Origin of the sequence: Vibrio sp. M260121, assembly GCF_036533715.1 — a bacterium.
GTDB lineage: Bacteria > Pseudomonadota > Gammaproteobacteria > Enterobacterales > Vibrionaceae > Vibrio.
Window position 1 is genome coordinate 66,363 of sequence record NZ_JATABF010000016.1, and the last position, 15,657, is coordinate 82,019.

General features: G+C 44.5%; 17 protein-coding genes. 11 read left to right on the top strand and 6 right to left on the bottom strand.

Translation table 11 applies throughout. The features are described 5' to 3' along the window. Positions 1 to 630 precede the first annotated feature (630 nt). The gene (locus tag QTO06_RS11095; RefSeq protein WP_331408054.1) at positions 631 to 981 is read left to right on the top strand and encodes a DUF3147 family protein; all 351 of its coding nucleotides are present in this window, start codon (positions 631 to 633) and stop codon (positions 979 to 981) included. On the opposite strand, the gene QTO06_RS11100 is transcribed toward QTO06_RS11095, so the two are convergent. After that, complete coding sequence (locus QTO06_RS11100; RefSeq protein WP_331408056.1) at positions 968 to 1,807, bottom strand: AraC family transcriptional regulator; 840 nt, start codon at positions 1,805 to 1,807, stop codon at positions 968 to 970. The two genes, QTO06_RS11095 and QTO06_RS11100, sit on opposite strands and share 14 nt — an antisense overlap. Positions 1,808 to 1,917: 110 nt before the next feature. On the opposite strand from QTO06_RS11100, the gene QTO06_RS11105 reads away from it, so the two are divergent. The 4 genes from QTO06_RS11105 (at position 1,918) to QTO06_RS11120 (ending at position 5,176) form a co-directional block, all read left to right on the top strand. After that, positions 1,918 to 2,394 carry a YHS domain-containing (seleno)protein gene (locus QTO06_RS11105; protein WP_033006299.1) on the top strand — a complete coding sequence of 159 codons (477 nt, stop codon included), beginning with the start codon at positions 1,918 to 1,920 and terminating at the stop codon, positions 2,392 to 2,394. Positions 2,395 to 2,640: 246 nt separating this feature from the next. Beyond that, positions 2,641 to 2,970 (top strand): YceK/YidQ family lipoprotein, encoded by a 330-nt coding sequence (locus QTO06_RS11110; protein ID WP_095760398.1) that lies wholly within the window; start codon positions 2,641 to 2,643, stop codon positions 2,968 to 2,970. A 132-nt stretch (positions 2,971 to 3,102) separates the two neighbouring features. Then, positions 3,103 to 3,852, top strand: a complete 750-nt coding sequence (locus QTO06_RS11115) for an acid phosphatase (protein WP_331408060.1) — start codon at positions 3,103 to 3,105, stop codon at positions 3,850 to 3,852. Between the two features lie 187 nt (positions 3,853 to 4,039). Continuing rightward, positions 4,040 to 5,176: an FAD-binding oxidoreductase gene (locus QTO06_RS11120; protein WP_331408062.1), complete on the top strand. Its 1,137-nt coding sequence runs from the start codon at positions 4,040 to 4,042 to the stop codon at positions 5,174 to 5,176. A gap of 76 nt (positions 5,177 to 5,252) precedes the next feature. Here the strand turns inward: QTO06_RS11120 and QTO06_RS11125 are convergent, their stop codons facing one another. Together QTO06_RS11125 and QTO06_RS11130 are read right to left on the bottom strand one after the other, a co-directional pair. Then, positions 5,253 to 6,584 (bottom strand): MFS transporter, encoded by a 1,332-nt coding sequence (locus QTO06_RS11125; protein ID WP_331408064.1) that lies wholly within the window; start codon positions 6,582 to 6,584, stop codon positions 5,253 to 5,255. Positions 6,585 to 6,698: 114 nt separating this feature from the next. Beyond that, on the bottom strand, positions 6,699 to 7,490 hold the full coding sequence (locus tag QTO06_RS11130; RefSeq protein WP_331408066.1) for a CLCA_X family protein: 792 nt from the start codon (positions 7,488 to 7,490) through the stop codon (positions 6,699 to 6,701). A gap of 284 nt (positions 7,491 to 7,774) precedes the next feature. On the opposite strand from QTO06_RS11130, the gene QTO06_RS11135 reads away from it, so the two are divergent. Then, complete coding sequence (locus QTO06_RS11135) at positions 7,775 to 8,779, top strand: metal-dependent hydrolase (protein ID WP_331408069.1); 1,005 nt, start codon at positions 7,775 to 7,777, stop codon at positions 8,777 to 8,779. Positions 8,780 to 8,795: 16 nt separating this feature from the next. Here the strand turns inward: QTO06_RS11135 and QTO06_RS11140 are convergent, their stop codons facing one another. Continuing rightward, positions 8,796 to 9,188 (bottom strand): hypothetical protein, encoded by a 393-nt coding sequence (locus QTO06_RS11140; protein WP_331408070.1) that lies wholly within the window; start codon positions 9,186 to 9,188, stop codon positions 8,796 to 8,798. 252 nt (positions 9,189 to 9,440) lie between these two features. Here QTO06_RS11140 and QTO06_RS11145 point away from each other — a divergent pair, with 252 nt between their 5' ends. The 3 genes from QTO06_RS11145 (at position 9,441) to QTO06_RS11155 (ending at position 11,088) form a co-directional block, all read left to right on the top strand. Then, positions 9,441 to 10,127 (top strand): glutathione S-transferase, encoded by a 687-nt coding sequence (locus QTO06_RS11145; protein ID WP_331408072.1) that lies wholly within the window; start codon positions 9,441 to 9,443, stop codon positions 10,125 to 10,127. Positions 10,128 to 10,325: 198 nt separating this feature from the next. Further along, positions 10,326 to 10,517 (top strand): hypothetical protein, encoded by a 192-nt coding sequence (locus tag QTO06_RS11150; RefSeq protein WP_009704524.1) that lies wholly within the window; start codon positions 10,326 to 10,328, stop codon positions 10,515 to 10,517. 112 nt (positions 10,518 to 10,629) lie between these two features. Next, entirely contained in the window at positions 10,630 to 11,088 is a 459-nt protein-coding gene (locus tag QTO06_RS11155) for an exoribonuclease R (RefSeq protein WP_331408074.1), read from the top strand. Between the two features lie 605 nt (positions 11,089 to 11,693). Here QTO06_RS11155 and QTO06_RS11160 read toward each other — a convergent pair. Next, positions 11,694 to 13,454 carry an ABC transporter ATP-binding protein/permease gene (locus tag QTO06_RS11160; protein WP_331408076.1) on the bottom strand — a complete coding sequence of 587 codons (1,761 nt, stop codon included), beginning with the start codon at positions 13,452 to 13,454 and terminating at the stop codon, positions 11,694 to 11,696. Positions 13,455 to 13,749: 295 nt separating this feature from the next. Here QTO06_RS11160 and QTO06_RS11165 point away from each other — a divergent pair, with 295 nt between their 5' ends. Further along, on the top strand, positions 13,750 to 14,163 hold the full coding sequence (locus tag QTO06_RS11165; protein ID WP_331408078.1) for a PaaI family thioesterase: 414 nt from the start codon (positions 13,750 to 13,752) through the stop codon (positions 14,161 to 14,163). A 152-nt stretch (positions 14,164 to 14,315) separates the two neighbouring features. Here the strand turns inward: QTO06_RS11165 and QTO06_RS11170 are convergent, their stop codons facing one another. Further along, a complete protein-coding gene (locus tag QTO06_RS11170) occupies positions 14,316 to 14,786 on the bottom strand; it encodes a hypothetical protein (protein WP_331408080.1) in 471 nt (156 codons plus the stop codon). Between the two features lie 544 nt (positions 14,787 to 15,330). Here QTO06_RS11170 and QTO06_RS11175 point away from each other — a divergent pair. Next, on the top strand, positions 15,331 to 15,591 hold the full coding sequence (locus tag QTO06_RS11175) for a DUF5062 family protein (protein WP_005376453.1): 261 nt from the start codon (positions 15,331 to 15,333) through the stop codon (positions 15,589 to 15,591). The last annotated feature ends 66 nt before the right edge of the window (positions 15,592 to 15,657 follow it).

Below are 15,657 nucleotides of genomic sequence, written 5' to 3' on the forward strand. Positions count from 1 at the left end.
ACCTATGGTGTTAGCCGCGTTTCAAAAATCATAGACGTTAAGAGGTTACATAGAAAACAGGCTTTTCGTCTAAGGAAAAGCCTGTATTGAAACGGGGTGAGAAGCAGGGCGACTATGCCTGTGCCCTAAAGGCGGTGACGTAAGCAGTTTGGTGCTTTACCCATGCGTAGAGTGCTTACGCCGAGACTAAACCGCTGTCTGGGCTTTCGTGTGCTGGAATTCTATGTATCCTTACGGGACTGCCTTTTACGTGCGCCCACATCTGCAACAACCTCCGCCTTTAATAGGCCTACGTGAAAACATGACACCAATTGCAAGCATCGCAATACAACTTAGGAAAATAAGAACGGTAAGAACTAAAGTCATAACACCACCTCCTATAAATCGCTGTATTGTCATCTTTCTCCAATTTTATAAACAACACAATGGTCGTTTTGTAACCACTTATTATTTTTATCAATAGTCAGACCTTTTTGAAAAACTTGGTTGGGATAGAATAGAAGACGCTTACGACCTGTCTGGTTATGTGACAAAGGTGTACCGTAAGTCTTTAGAAAACATCTAGAATCAACAGGAGTAGGTTTCTAGATTATCGATTAATTAGTGTCCGAAGTAAGCAAGGAAGCGAAAATGCTATGGATTGTGACAAAGTACTTAACCACCGCCGCGATTGTGGTTCTCATTTCTGAAGTTGCGAAGCGAAGTGATAGATTAGGTGCGCTCGTGGCTGCATTGCCAACCGTGACCATATTGGCGTTGGTATGGATGTATATCGAAGGGCAAGGCACAGAGAAGCTGTCTAACCACGCGTTTTATACCTTTTGGTTTGTTGTACCAACACTGCCAATGTTTCTTCTTTTCCCTTATTTACTGAGCAAGTATTCCTTTTGGGTTACCTTGCTTATTAGCTGTGTTGTATCCGTAATTTGTTTTGCGATAACGAATTTGATCGCGAAACAATTTGGTATCAACTTGCTTTAAGCTCGTCTTTCTTTTGGCTTTGTATCCATTGACGAGCTGACATACCAGATACATTTTGGAAAGCACGAGAAAAGCCCGAGTAGCTGTTGTATCCCACCTCGTCAGACACCCAGTTGAGCGGTTTATTTTGCAGTATTAAAGACTGGGCGACGGATACACGCCATTTTTGTACATAATCTCCAGGAGTCTCCCCAACGGCTTGTTTGAACGTCTCAATAAACTGAGTACGAGACATGGCCGCCAATGATGCCAATTCATTAAGATGAAAATGACGGGCAGGGAGCTGATGAATGGCGGTCATAACGGGAGCTAGACGTGGGTGGGCGAGCGCAGCAAACAAGCCGTGTTCAATTTGCTTTTCCTCGATAAGATAACGAAAGATCAATGCCATTAAGGTATCGCTCAGCTTATCCAATAAAAACTCTTGTCCGATGCCATTTCCCCTTGCTTCCGAAGACAGCATATCCAAGACCGGAGTTAGGCTCGGCACCGCATTAAAAGGGATAACGACGACATCCGGCAAGACAGACAATAGAGGGTTGATCTGCCCACCTCGATAATCCACATTGGCGCAAACCAATTCTGTTTCTTCGTTTCCTTCAATTCTATGCGGCGTATTGTTTGGCAAATAAATGATGCAAGGCTCTGTTAGCTTTTGAGCCTTCTCATTTGCGCTTGTTAGTATCAATTCGCCAGCATTCAAAACATGCAAATGGCCTCGGTTACTGTGCTCTGCTTGGAACGAGGAGATGCCACACAAGTGTCCAGAATAGAAAACACCTGTGCGTATTGAGAAATGCTTCATCAGCTGTGACAACAGATCCATGTTACCTCCGAACGATTCGCGTACTTTTTTGGTCTTTTGTCCCTTTATAGACCGGAAGAGTTAGCTAATTTATTCACACAAGGCAAACAAACACAGACAAGGAGCTTACTATGTCACGCATTAAATCAACTGGTCGAAAACTCACTTTAATGACCGCTTTACTCGGAACCAGTTTTTCACTGATGGCTGCGGATGTAGGCATGAGCGTTGATGCAAATGATCTCGCTATCAAGGGTTACGACCCGGTGGCTTATTTCACGGATAATGGCCCGACTCAAGGAAAGGCCGAATATTCAGCGACGTACAACAATGCGATTTATCACTTTGTGAATGCTGCAAACCGAGACCAGTTCAAAGCTGATCCTCAAGCGTATGCACCGCAATACGGTGGTTACTGTGCATTCGGTGTCGCGATGGGCAAGAAGTTTGAAACTGACCCAGAGGCTTGGAAGATTGAAGGTGGCAAACTGTACTTAAACTTGGATAAATCGGTACAGAAGCGCTGGTTAGAAGATACGCAAGGCTTTATTCAAGATGCCAACACCAACTGGACAACGATTAAAGTTGTTGATGCAGATAAGCTGTAACGGACGTCGTTTTTATCCTTTCCTCACATATTCAAGGCGAGCCAATTGGTTCGCCTTTGTGTATTGGGGCGAAGGAACGAGCGTTTATAAGTTGTTATTTACCCAAGGTAGAAGTGATACATTTGTCACGAAAATTGATTTATTCCCAATCGAATTAGTTAGATAGGTTGTTTTATAAATGCAGGTAGGATTATTGTTGTCGAATAATAATTTATATCAATAACAATCAGTTGGAACCTATCAGACATGAAAAACAATCTTTTCAAAAAACTTCAAGTACTCACCGTTATTGCAATGGCTTCTTTGACGGTGGGATGTTCATCTATGGATGCACATGCGAGAGGGGGTTACGGTAAACCATTTTCCGGTACAGCGTTGTCCGTTGCGCGTCAGCCATGCTTCTTGGATGGTTCAGCCGTGTCTTACGCTTTATATCCTATTTCTTTTGTTGATATGCCTTTGTCATTGGTTACTGATGTTGTATTCCTGCCTGCTGATTTAATCATGTTATTTACTCCAACGACCAGCTACGGCAGTGTTTTGTCACAAGGTTGCCCAAGTGGCAGTATGATTTAGTTGCTTTGCTTCATTCTATTATTAACTTTTAGGAATAATCGTTATAACTTCCAGTACTAAAGGGCTGCGGATAATATTGGTTTCAGTTGTTAAGAGTATTCCTACAAGCCTTTAATTCTGGAGGGAAAGCAAATGAAGAAAGCTCTAATTTGCGTAGCGCTAACTTTACCTGCATTTCACGTGTTCTCTGCGCCAACAGACATCAACTCGCTTGAACGTATCGACTACGGAAACTATCAGTTTTATCAACCATACATTGAAACGGTACACACGGTAGATTTGATTGCACCGCCACCAGCAGAAGGCAGCAAACAAGATCTCGAAGATAAGCGTGTGGGTGCTATCGACTTTTCAGTTGATGACCCAGCGAGAATGGCTCAAGCGACACAAGACGCACGTATTACTCCAGAATACTTTGCCAAGATTTATGGTGATGTATTGGGCGTGAAGATTACGAAGGAAGACACCCCAGCGATGTATACCGTTTTAGGGCGCAGCATTGCTTCTTTTGGTCTTGCGACATCAGACTCTAAAAAGCACTACAATAAAGCGCGTCCATTTGCGGTAAACGGCTTACCTTCTTGTACACCTTATGCCGAAGACTACCTATCTAAAGACGGATCTTACCCTTCTGGTCATACAGCATCAGGCTACGGGGTTTCACTCGTTGCGGCAGCAATTGCGCCGAACAGTGCAAAAGCACTGACAGAGAGAGGTGCGGATTACGGCTACAGCCGAGTCGTTTGTAACGCACACTGGATGAGTGATGTAGAAGCAGGGCAAAAAGTGGCGCACATCGTGTTTGATAAGTTAAAGGCAGATAAACAATTTGCTGAGGACTTACATGCTGCGCAACAAGAGTACATTGCGCTAACCCAATAACGATAAATCGACACAGCTACAGGCGGCCACAGAGCCGCCTTTTTCATTTTTCGCTCTTGCTCTATATAGACTTCAAAAAACGGCTGAAATCATTTCTTGACCTTAAGTTAGCTTGAGGTTTTATCTTCGTAACCTCAAACAACAATCCACCAAAATCGGTAAGAAACCAATCGGAAAAGGAATTTCTATGAATCTAAATCAAGTGCTGTTAACCGTTAAAGACATCAAGTCATCTATCGAGTTTTATAAAAAGCTAGGGTTCAAATTGATTGTTGAAACGGAAAATTATGCGCGCTTTGAGTGCCTTGACGGAGATGCAACTTTTTCACTTTATCTCGGTGATTCAGAATCAAAAAGCAACAGCGTGATCTATTTTGAACACGAAGATCTTGATGCGTTAGGTGATCAGGCGCAGTTGATTGGTGAATATGGCTTCTATCTGTCCGCGGCTTTTGTTTTGATTGCGTGGATTAAGAAGCTCAAACACAACGTCTTTCAGCTCACTCATAAAGTCTTTCCATATCTTTACCTGCTTTTAATGCTGCACATGGTGATGTTCTTTGATGCAAGCCTATGGTTAACCGTTACCGGCGCTATCCTTCTGTTGGTCAGCGGGTTAGCAACGGTAGGATGCTTGATTACCATCTTAGGTTTGAATGGTAAGAAGAAACGTTATCCCGCCAAGGTTAGTAGTATCAAATCAATCAACGGCGGAATTGAAGTGGAGCTTAAAGTACATGAGCCTCAGTTTACGTATCAGCCCGGTCAGTTTGCATTCATTGGATTTGATGATAAAGAACGGCCGCATCCATTTAGTTTGGCGTCAGCTCATAGCGACAACGGCCAGGTGCGATTGCTAATCAAAGCCAATGGTGATTACACGCGTTCATTAATGGAAGCGCTTGAAGTCGGACAAAAGGCTCAGATAGAAGGCCCATACGGTTGTTTCAATTTCCAAGATGATACAGAGCAACAAATTTGGTTTGCAGCAGGTATCGGCATCGCGCCATTTTTAACCGCAATTGAAGCGATAGGGACAGCAAAGTCGGTAACGCTTTTCTACAGCTATCGAGAAGAAGACAAGGTGCTTCTGGATGAACTACAACGCAGAGCAAAGGAAGCGGGCGTAAAGCTATACATGAGAAATACAAGTGAAGAAGGGCGTTTCACTAACACGGAAGTCATTGAGCGCATAGCAAATGTGGAGAGCAGCAGTGTGTGGTTTTGTGGGCCTTCCGAACTGGGTAAGGCGCTTGAGAAAGCATTCACCAATATCGGTCTACCAGCCAAGTCATTCCATCGAGAGTTGTTTGAGTTTAGATAGAAACAATTGAACTCTGGGCTAACAATCGATAAGGCGAACCAAATGGCTCGCCTTATTTTGTTTTTGCTGCAAGGGCTTAGAAGATCGCCTGTTTTTTATCTTTGATATAGAAATAGACGCTGATAACGATGAACAAGAACGTGAAATAGTAGAAGAACGAAGACAGCGATGCGATAAAGTCAATGTGTTGTTCTATCTGTGCTTCGGTGGAGCTTTGTGAGAGTAGTTTGTAGTAATAGGCATAGAGCATACCGATTAAGCCGTAGCCTAAATTGAACATCAAACCTTTGAAGCTTAAGACTGTCGCTCGGTTGTGAGATTCTGTTTTCTTGTTCAAGTGATAGCTGATGAAAATGTTCATGGTCATGATAATAAAGATCAGAATCAGCGCAGGAATCACCCCGTATATTGACCAGCCTAAGCTTATCCAATAGTAGGTCGCCATTGTTGCGATGCCCATGACTAAAATGAACGTCTTCGGTGCCATACTCTCTGCCAAACGACGGCTTTGCCCAGCTAAGATAATCTGCAAGAGGCTAATGCCAGCGCCGATTAAACCAAAGTAGATAATTGGAATATCAATCGCACGGTAGTACTGACTGTTCATGGTCAAAAACATTCGTGAAGTGTGCTCGAACAAACTGTAGTAGAGCAGAATGAACAGCACATAAGGCGTAGACAATACCCACTTGGCGGTGTTGAGTGTGAGCTTCATGCTGGCCATGGTTGAAGCCAACTTGCTTTCACTGCTTGGTATTACCTTTTTCTCTTCTCTCATGCTGAATGCGGCGTAGATAGCGATCAACGCAACAAACAAAGTCGCGTAAACAGGGATGCGCATGATGTCTTGTGTGGTTTCTGGTTTGTCGAATCCAAGGAACTGATACACGTTGGCCATAAAGTTCACGTCGTACATGGCAGCGCCTACAAGTGTGACCACAATACCCACGCTAGAGGCAATACGAAGTTGAATCTGCAACACTCTCGGCCACAATTCCTCTTTGTCTTGCTCCTTTAATGTGTCGTAAGCCAATGCTTCATCTGCGCCACTTGCTAACGCCATCGCTAAACCGCTCAGCACTCGGTTAATCAAAAACACAACGAAAACAAAAGTGGGATTCCCTGTAGGGACAAAGGCGATCATTGCGATTTCGATGAACATGACGATGGACGACAGCACCACCAGTCGTTTTCGCCCTAAGGTATCGGCAAAAGCGCCGGAAGGGACTTCCGCAAGTACAATCGTCGCTGCCCAAACAACATTGAGCATGGCGAATTGAGATAGCGTTAATCCGTAATCCAAATAGAGCAGGGTAAATACGGGGTAATAGAAGCGCGCAAAGTAACTGCTTCGGAACATGAGGAAGCAGCGAACGTTACGGATTTTGAGGATTTCTTTCAGCGTCATGAAACATTCAGCAATATGAATAACATAACGTTATGTATAAACCTTTTTTAGATTGATGGGAAAGGTCTGTGCTTTGAAATCGCGAGATTTTTCTGAATAGTCGCTATTCCTTAGTTAACGACTCAACGCGTCACCCAGTGGACGAAAATACGCTTGAAGCGCTTCATATATCGCGTTTCTGTGTGCGATATCTGGGTAAAGAGGCAGGGTGTCCGGCTTCGTTGTGCCAGAAACTAGGTATGCGTTTTCAATGCCAGAACAAGACTCCACAACGGCTTCAAATGCTCGTGCCATCATCTCGGTGGGTTGTGAAAAGTAGCTTGAACCCATCGCTTGGTCTGCTCTTACACTTCGAGATACATAATCGTGTCTATCTTGGCCGTCTGGCGTGAGCAATGTGGCGTCAAAAATCTTCAGTAATCGCTCGTTAAGTGGGTGCGGGAAATGATCGGCATTTTTCAGCCAGCAATCACTCGCAAATAAGATTTGGCGCTGCGGCCCCGAACGATCCCCAATGTCGAAAGCTTTCTCGGCAATGTAATGATCGAACGCATGCCAAAACTCATGAGCAAGCGCACCTGCACCGGCATTCTTTGCCAAGGCTAATTCACGTTGATTTGGTGCGTAATGTGCTTGAACCCCTTTGCGGCCACCAGTACCAAAAGCAAGGCTCAAATTACCACGAAGTCCAATCGCCGAAGGCGGTAGCGCAAGGATGTACGCTAAGTCTGCGAGAGAATCGAATATTAAGTTTGCCGCGAGATCTTTTTCTTCATTGTTCACCCACTTACCAATACGAATTCCGCCGATGCCAAATGTCTCTTTGATGTCGACAAACGACACCTGGTCGCCATGGCGATAATCAGGGCCTTTACGCGTTTTGTATTTAAAACTGGTTAACTGCAAGACATGCCTCGAAGTGGTGCTGAAGGAGTGGAAACTTATACTCAAAACATAAGACGTCAGATTATACCGAAATTGAGGGCAGAGTCGGAGATTTCGTCCTATCTCGTTTTACGCAGGCTCGCGAACTTCTCCAATCCATCTACACTAAAACTAACACGCGATTTATTCGCTTTGATTTTCAATAGCTTTGATGTGATTCCATCCAATGGATTCGAGTCACCGAAATACGGATATTTTATGTGGCAAACATTTCTGGTTTTTAAGCATGATTGGGAGATTTCGCCGTGGACCCGTTAACGCAAGGGTTGGTTGGGGCGTCATTGTCTCTATCAGTAAGCAAAAAACAACACTTGGTGGCGGCAGGTGTCCTTGGAATGCTTGCTGGTATGGCACCAGATTTGGACATATTGATTCGCTCTTCCAATGATCCGCTGCTGTTTTTGGAATATCACCGACAGTTCACCCACTCGTTGCTGTTTATTCCTATTGGCAGCTTGCTCTGTGCTTTAGTTCTCTATCCACTTTTTGCTAAAAGGCTTTGTTTATCGTTCACACAAAGCTGGTGGTATTGTGCGCTTGGTTACGCCACACACGGTTTATTGGATGCGTGCACCAGCTACGGAACTCAGCTTTTGTCGCCGTTTACCAACGAGCGGTATGCGTGGAATACCGTTTCTGTTATTGATCCTGCCTTCACGCTTCCTGTTCTAATTGGCCTTGTGTTTGTTTTGTTGAAACGTAACTCTTGGTATGCGCGAATCGCGATAGTTTGGGCGTTTGCTTATCTTACGTTCGGCATGATTCAAAGAGACAGAGCAGAAGAAGCAGGATGGGAGCTTGCACAAGCAAGGCAACATGCTCCAGTGCGATTAGAGGCCAAACCTACGTTCGCGAATAGTTTGGTTTGGAAAGTCATCTACGAAGCTGAAGGTCGATACTATGTAGACGCCATAAGAGTAGGGGCTGCGACCAAAATCTATACTGGAGAATCGGTTGCCAAACTGGACATCGGTAAAGACTTCCCTTGGTTGAGCTCAACATCGCAGCAGGCCTTAGATATTGAGCGATTTCGTTGGTTCTCTGATGGCTTTGTCGCGCGTGATCCGGACGATGAAAAGCGCATTATAGACGTGCGTTACTCAATGGTTCCAAATCAGATAAAAGCCTTGTGGGGCATTGAGCTTTCACCATCTTCTGATGAAAACACCCATGTGGCCTACACGACACATCGAGACACTTCGCAAGAATCAAGACAAGCATTTATCGATATGCTGAAAGGCAATGAGTGAGGGAGACTCAACGTAATTAAGCGCACTGAAAGTCGTTAATCAATGTTGGCTTTTTGGAGAAGAAAAGTTTGCTAAACAAGGATTTGTATTCCCAGCCAAGAGACAGCAGGCTTTTCGCTAGGTTCTTGTTTTCAATGATGGCAACTTCAACACCTTGATAATGATACGGGTTGTTTCTTACGTAGTTGATAAACGCCGTTAAAACCCCTTGGCCACGTACCGAAGGATCAAAGTTGATCGACACAATGGAAAAGCGCTGACTCCCCACAGGACAACGGACAAAGCAGTAACCCAACCGGTGAGTAATGGTTTCTGAAAACTCAGGGAAAGGGCGAGATTCGAAGTCCTTAGATAACTCATCGTATTGCTTACTGAGGTAATGAAAGAGTTGTTTCGCGTCTTTGTTCATAATGGTGTTGCTTTGTATTACTGGATTTCACGGTAATTTTAACCACAGCCCGCACCACAAAATGCGGTGAACTTTTTCCAGATTAATTTCCTCTTATTGAAAGTGATGTTGTTTCAAATGAAGATTCATGGTTTCTATATGGAATAGAGCAAACCGAATTTGCTACTCTGAAATTGAAAGAGCTAGACAGTAAAATAGTAAGAAGAGACAGTAATAGTTAGAAGCAAAGGCCACGGCTTGATGGAACCAAATATGACGAACGTTACGGCACCCATTCTTTATTCTTTGCACAATTGCCCCTACGCGATTCGTGCAAGATTTGCGTTGCTCAAAGCCCAGCAATGTGTGCTTATTCGTTCTATCAAGCTCGATAACAAGCCATCAGAAATGCTAGAGGTATCGCCGAAGGGCAGTGTGCCAGTATTAGTGATTCCCAACCGCCCTCCAATAGAGACTACGCAGCAAAAACAGATACTTGAAGAAAGCTTAGACATTATGGTTTGGGCGCTTTCTAAGTGTGACCCGAATGACCTTTTGGAAAGCGATCATCCAGAAGCATTGCCCAAGATGCTCGAAGTGATTGGAGAGTTTGAAGCGCACTTTGTACCCGCAATGAACACGTTTGGCTGTGCGAAGCGTTACCATGAAGATAATGCAGATGAACTGCGTAAAGAGTGTGAAAGGCAATTCATCAAGCTTGAGTCTCTTTTAAAGCAGCATTCGTTTTTGTTTTCGGAACGAGAAAGCTTGGTCGATATCGCTATTCTGCCTTTCATCCGTAAGTACGCCCGCATCGATAAACAGTGGTTTAGACAAAGCCCTTACCCAAACTTAAAAGCGTGGCTGAATGGTTATATTCAAAGCCCTCAGTTCTCCAAAGTGATGAAAAACTATGACTTGTGGTTAGACACTCGGGAGGAGCGATACTTTGGTAATTAAGCGTTGTTCTTAAGGCTATTTGGGCGGAATCGTCGAGCACATCTTCACATTTGCAATATTAGCTTACTGCCTCATCCATTGACGATCACATCTATGACGCGCATCCTTTTAAGTTCACTCAGGGCCAAGGCTCTTATTTCGCAAACAACTCGACAACTGCGTTTAGTGCGCAGTGCTTGAACTAAAAAGGTAGCGCGTATGAACAAGATTGTTATGTTGGTGATGGGGCTACTTTTTACCAGTCGGTTGTTTGCAAGTATTGTCCCTCATGCAAGCCAACTTGAACACGATGCGCCCATTCTTCTTCGTTCTGTGTTACTTGTCGGTGTCGCAGGCTTCCTGATCTGGAAAGTGGTTCAGTACTTTCAAAAAAGCAAATCCTCAGAGTAACGCGCTGCTACTAGACTTTATCTGCACATCCAAACAAATAAAAAGTGGTAATTGAAATCACAGCCCTTAGAATGCGCAAACTAAAAGTTAATAACTGATGTAGAGTGATTTTATGCTTCGTGATTACACATTCGATTGTCTTGTGACTATGCCGCGCCATGAACTGGAAGAGTTTAGCGCTCGCATGATCAGTAAAATGGTGCCAGAAGATGTGATGAACGAACTGTTTACCTTCGACCAAGAAGAAGTAGACAGTGAAGACCGCATGTTGTCAGCGCGCCTAGATGCGATGTTACGCATGACCGCAATCGCACTAAGTGAAATTCAGCAAGCGTTTGATGATTCCGACAACGCGAAGCAAAACAGCGAACGTATGACGCGTCTTGTGCTTTGGCACTTCTACGCAATTTCATTCCGTCTAGAAGAAGCAATCATACTTGAAACGCACTGTGAGCAAGTAGAAAAGCTGCTACAAAACACACCGACAGACGTATTCGCGTGGGTGAAGACGCTAACAGAGCTTCTACACACTTACGCGGAAATCAACGCGAAGGAAAACCCAGAGGGCTAAGTCTAACTCGGGACAAAAAGTACAAAATGAAAGGCGAGCCAATTGGTTCGCCTTTTTTGTGGGAAAACCACGTTGTATCGTCAAGCATTTGAAGGAATACACTTTACGATAGAGACCTTCCGTCCGTTGGAGTGTTGCTTAGTTTGTAAAATGAATGGAACCCAATCTTTAATGCAATCTATAGAATCTAGCTCGACAGACTCCCCCCAGGAAGTAACAAATATATTTTGTTCGATAATGGAGGCTGGTTTAGATATGTTCGCTGATAATTCAGCTGTAGAGCAGCCTGATACTAACGCAGTGCCGAAGATTATAATGTTGAGTCTTGTCATTTCTATCTATGCTTTTGGAGCGGGCAGGCATAGTACTATTTGTGTCGCTTTCTGAAGTTAGCATTTCATATTTTATACATGTGTTGATGCTGATTCGGATCAATAATTTGAACTCTGAACGAAGGCTCAAATGCTGGCGGAGTTTATGATGACAAGCAAGAATCAACGCTCTATCCGTTTGGTGAAAACTAGGACTGCGGTTCTTGTTATTGATGTGTTGGCGCAAAGAGATTGAAACCAAAGTCCGCTAAATTCAGCGGGCTTTATGGAAGGTTACTCTAGGTGCTTAAACTGCAACGCGACAAGGCGCTGATAGAGTTCGCAGCTTTGCATCAGCGACTGGTGGCTGCCAAGGTCAATCAACTCGCCGCCGTCTAACACCGCAATTTTATCGGCGTGTTGGATGGTTGAAAGACGGTGAGCAATGATCAGTGTGGTACGGTCTTTCATCAATGCTTCAAGTGCTTGTTGAACATGATGTTCACTTTCACTGTCCAGCGCGCTGGTGGCCTCATCAAGCAAAAGGATTTTTGGATCTTTCAGAATCGCACGAGCAATCGCGATGCGCTGTTTTTGACCGCCAGATAATCTCACGCCACGCTCACCCAAAAAGCTATGGTAACCGTCTGGTAGCTTCTCAATAAATTCATGCGCGTGTGCTTTTTTCGCCGCCTCAATGACTTGCTCGTCAGTCGCGTCTGGATTGCCGTACCGAATGTTGTGGAATACATCGTGGCTAAACAAAGCGGGTTGTTGTGGAACCAATGCCATTTGACGACGAAGATCATTCGGATCGAACTGTCGAATGTCTTCTTCACCAAATAATACTTGGCCTTGTTGCGGGTCGTAGAAGCGTTGTAGCAATTCGAATAAGGTCGTTTTACCAGCACCAGAAGGGCCAACTAAAGCCAATACCTTACCTTTCTCAGCGGTCAGGTTTAACCCTTTGATGGCGGGTTGGTCGGGGCGAGAAGGGTAGTTGAAGTTCACGGAATCAAACGTCACTTCCGCTGGCATGTCATCGGTGATCGGAAGGTGATTGCTTGGTGCGCTGATATCGCTTTTCACTTGAAGGATCTCAATCAGTCTTTCTGTTGCACCAGCGGCTCTTTGTAGTTCCCCCATGACTTCGGAAATCGTTGCCATAGATGACGCAACCATGATGGCGTAGAACACAAATGCCGCGAGATCACCAGCAGACATCTTACCGTGAATCACATCACTGCCGCCGACCCAAAGCATGCCAGCAATGGCGCTGAACACGATAACGATAACACCAGAAATCAGAATCGCGCGCTGTTTTACTCGCTGTCTCCCAACTTCGTAAGCTTTTTCTACCTCGACAGCAAACGCCGCGCGTTCATGCTGCTCTGAGCTAAAGCTTTGAACCGTTTTGATGTGCTCAATCGCTTCGCCTGCGTAGCTGCCAACGTCAGCCATGGTGTCTTGGCTTTGGCGTGATAGGGCACGTACTCGTCTTCCATAAACCAAAATCGGAACCAGTACGAACGGCACAGAAGCCAGTACAATCAAAGTGAGCTTAAAGTTGGTTGCGAACAACATGATGATCGCACCAATACACATAAGCGCGCTGCGCATCGCCATAGAAAACGACGAACCAATAATGCTTTGCAGCAAAGTCGTGTCCGTGGTGAGGCGAGACATAATATCGCCGCTACTATTGGTCTCAAAATAACTAGGATGCAGCGTAATCACATGGTTAAACACCGCAAGACGAATGTCCGCGCTGACGCGTTCGCCCACAGAAGAAACCAGGTAGAAACGGAAAAACGTCCCCACCGCGATACACAGCGTCACTCCAACGATAAATTGAATCGCATTGGTGAGCTCTTGCAGTGACTGCTGAGCAAAGCCTTGGTCTATAAGAATGCGCACGCCATAGCCGACAGATAGCGTTAGGCTGGCTGTGGCGATAAGGGCAACTAAGGCCGCAGCAACACGCCATTTATAAGGTGAAACGAAGGTGTTGAGTTTAAGAAGAATGCCGAGGTTTTTATTATTTTTACTGCTCATGAGTGGCTCACAAAGCGTTATAGGTACTTGGCATAGTAAGCGACTTTGGTACGCGAAACCAGTGGTGAGTCAGGTTCGATAAGAGAGGAATTCTTTGGCGGAGGCATTCAACCGATGAAACCTAATTTCTCACTTTTTATTATTGGCATATGCCAATTACAGGGCATAAAGTGAGAGCCTAAGTAGATAAAGGAATTCACCATGTCAGTTGCTCACCAAGTCTAACGCATCTTTTCTTTGTTCTCTTTATTCATTCTGTTTTGTTCCACAGACAGTCTCAAACTCAGAGGTCTTTATGTCTATTCACGCCCCTAAAAACCACCAACATTGCGCAGTCTGCTGCCAGCCGTTTTTCAACGCGCACGATACGATTCAATTTACTGCAATGCCGAACGGTAGCCTGCAAGGGCAAATAGTGGCGACAGAAAAGGTTCAAGGCTATGAGGGCGTAATGCAAGGCGGTGCCATCAGTGCGCTGCACGATACTGCCATGACACACTGCCTTTTCGCCCAAGATATCTGCGCAATGACGGCTAAGTTGGAGGTGCGCTTTATCAAACCTATCCCTCTCAATAGTTCAATCCGAGTGGAAGCGCATTGCATCAAGAGTAAGCGAGGTATGTATTTGCTAGAAAGCGAAATCTACGTTGGTGAGCAGTGTTACTCAAAGGCTGAAGCCAAGTTTATGAAGCAAGCTCTTGGTGCTTAATATTGCTCACTTTTTGAGTACAGCAGTAAGTCACGGGGAGAGTTTAAAAGGAGCAGTCGTAACGAAGGGATAGGGAAGTGAGTCAACCTATTTGGCTAACTCACTTTCTTTGCTATTGGCGTAGTGAGTAAAGAACCTAAACAGCGATGCTGTTAATCCACATACGCTACGGAGCTTGGTTCTTTATAAATACAGTCTACTTTTGTCACACTGCCACTCGAGTCTTGATATTGAGCATAGACGACCCATAGGCCATTGGTTCGCGCGCCCATTACCGTAACCCGAGTATTTTCACCATAAGTTGTATTGTCCGTGCCAGATCCTCTACCAAAAGAGACTTGGAACTCCTTCTGGACAGCACGTTGTACTTCCATGCCGTTAAAGTCCCCCTTTGGCTGAACATGCAAAAACTCAAGCCCGCCTCCTTTTCCTTTACGGATTGCAAAGGTACAACCGGTCAATTGAGTGGTTACCAAGTAGCCAGCAGCATCATAATGGGTGACTTTAGAAATGGAGTCGGGTTTAAGTTGTTCAAAAGGAGAAACGGGGATATGAATACATTGAAGTGCTTTCGCGTTTTTAACTAACGATTTTGGACCAAGGCGGAAACGCATCTCCTTCATCTTAACCCCCTGATTTATCCCGAAAGCGGTATCGCCATGGCTATATAAGTAAAACCTCATAGCACCTTTCGATTGGCCCGCGCTGGTAATGGATAGTGGGAAGCGAAGTAAAAACTCCTCTAAATCTCGGTCTAAAACCTAAACAGCCTGATCTAACGTTTGTGGCATAACACAGTCCTTTGTTGCTATTTATAGATTGCGTGAAATCTTATTGATTATAGTTCACAGGCATAAGCATATATGAACATATCGAATCCAATGAAATGTCTTCTTCTTTCATCGGTAGAACATGATATTGCTCGAAACTGAACGGTAGATATTTTATCCGTCGTTGATCTCAAACTAAGAGTTTCTAAAGGTGATGCTGTTAACACTTTGTGGTTGGCTTCTATAAAGCAATGCGAGATAGAAGGTGCGACATTCTGATTGCTTTTTAATCACTTACCGAGTTATAACGCATAAACTTATCAATATGCGAGCTTACTAACACGCCATACGTGACACTTCATGTATTCTCAATTGAAGCGAAGAAGAGGATTTATCAATGTCAAAAAGCTCCAAGCTTCACAATGAAGACAAACTGGTTAAGAAGGCACTAGAGATTGGTGGGAAGATGGCGAAGCTACAAGGTTTTGACCTTCCACAGTCACCACAGCCTCTAAGAGTAAAAGCGATTTATCTATTCTTGGTCGATGCAAAACAGATAACGCCACTACCGGAAAGTAAGTTAGACGGCGCAAGCATCAAACACCGACTGGCAGTATGGATACACAGTGCATTGCCAGACAACGACCCTCTAAAGTAGAAAACCTCAAAAAGTCATATAGGTCATTAATTAACAAGGCGAGCCAAATGGTTCGCCTTGTTTGAT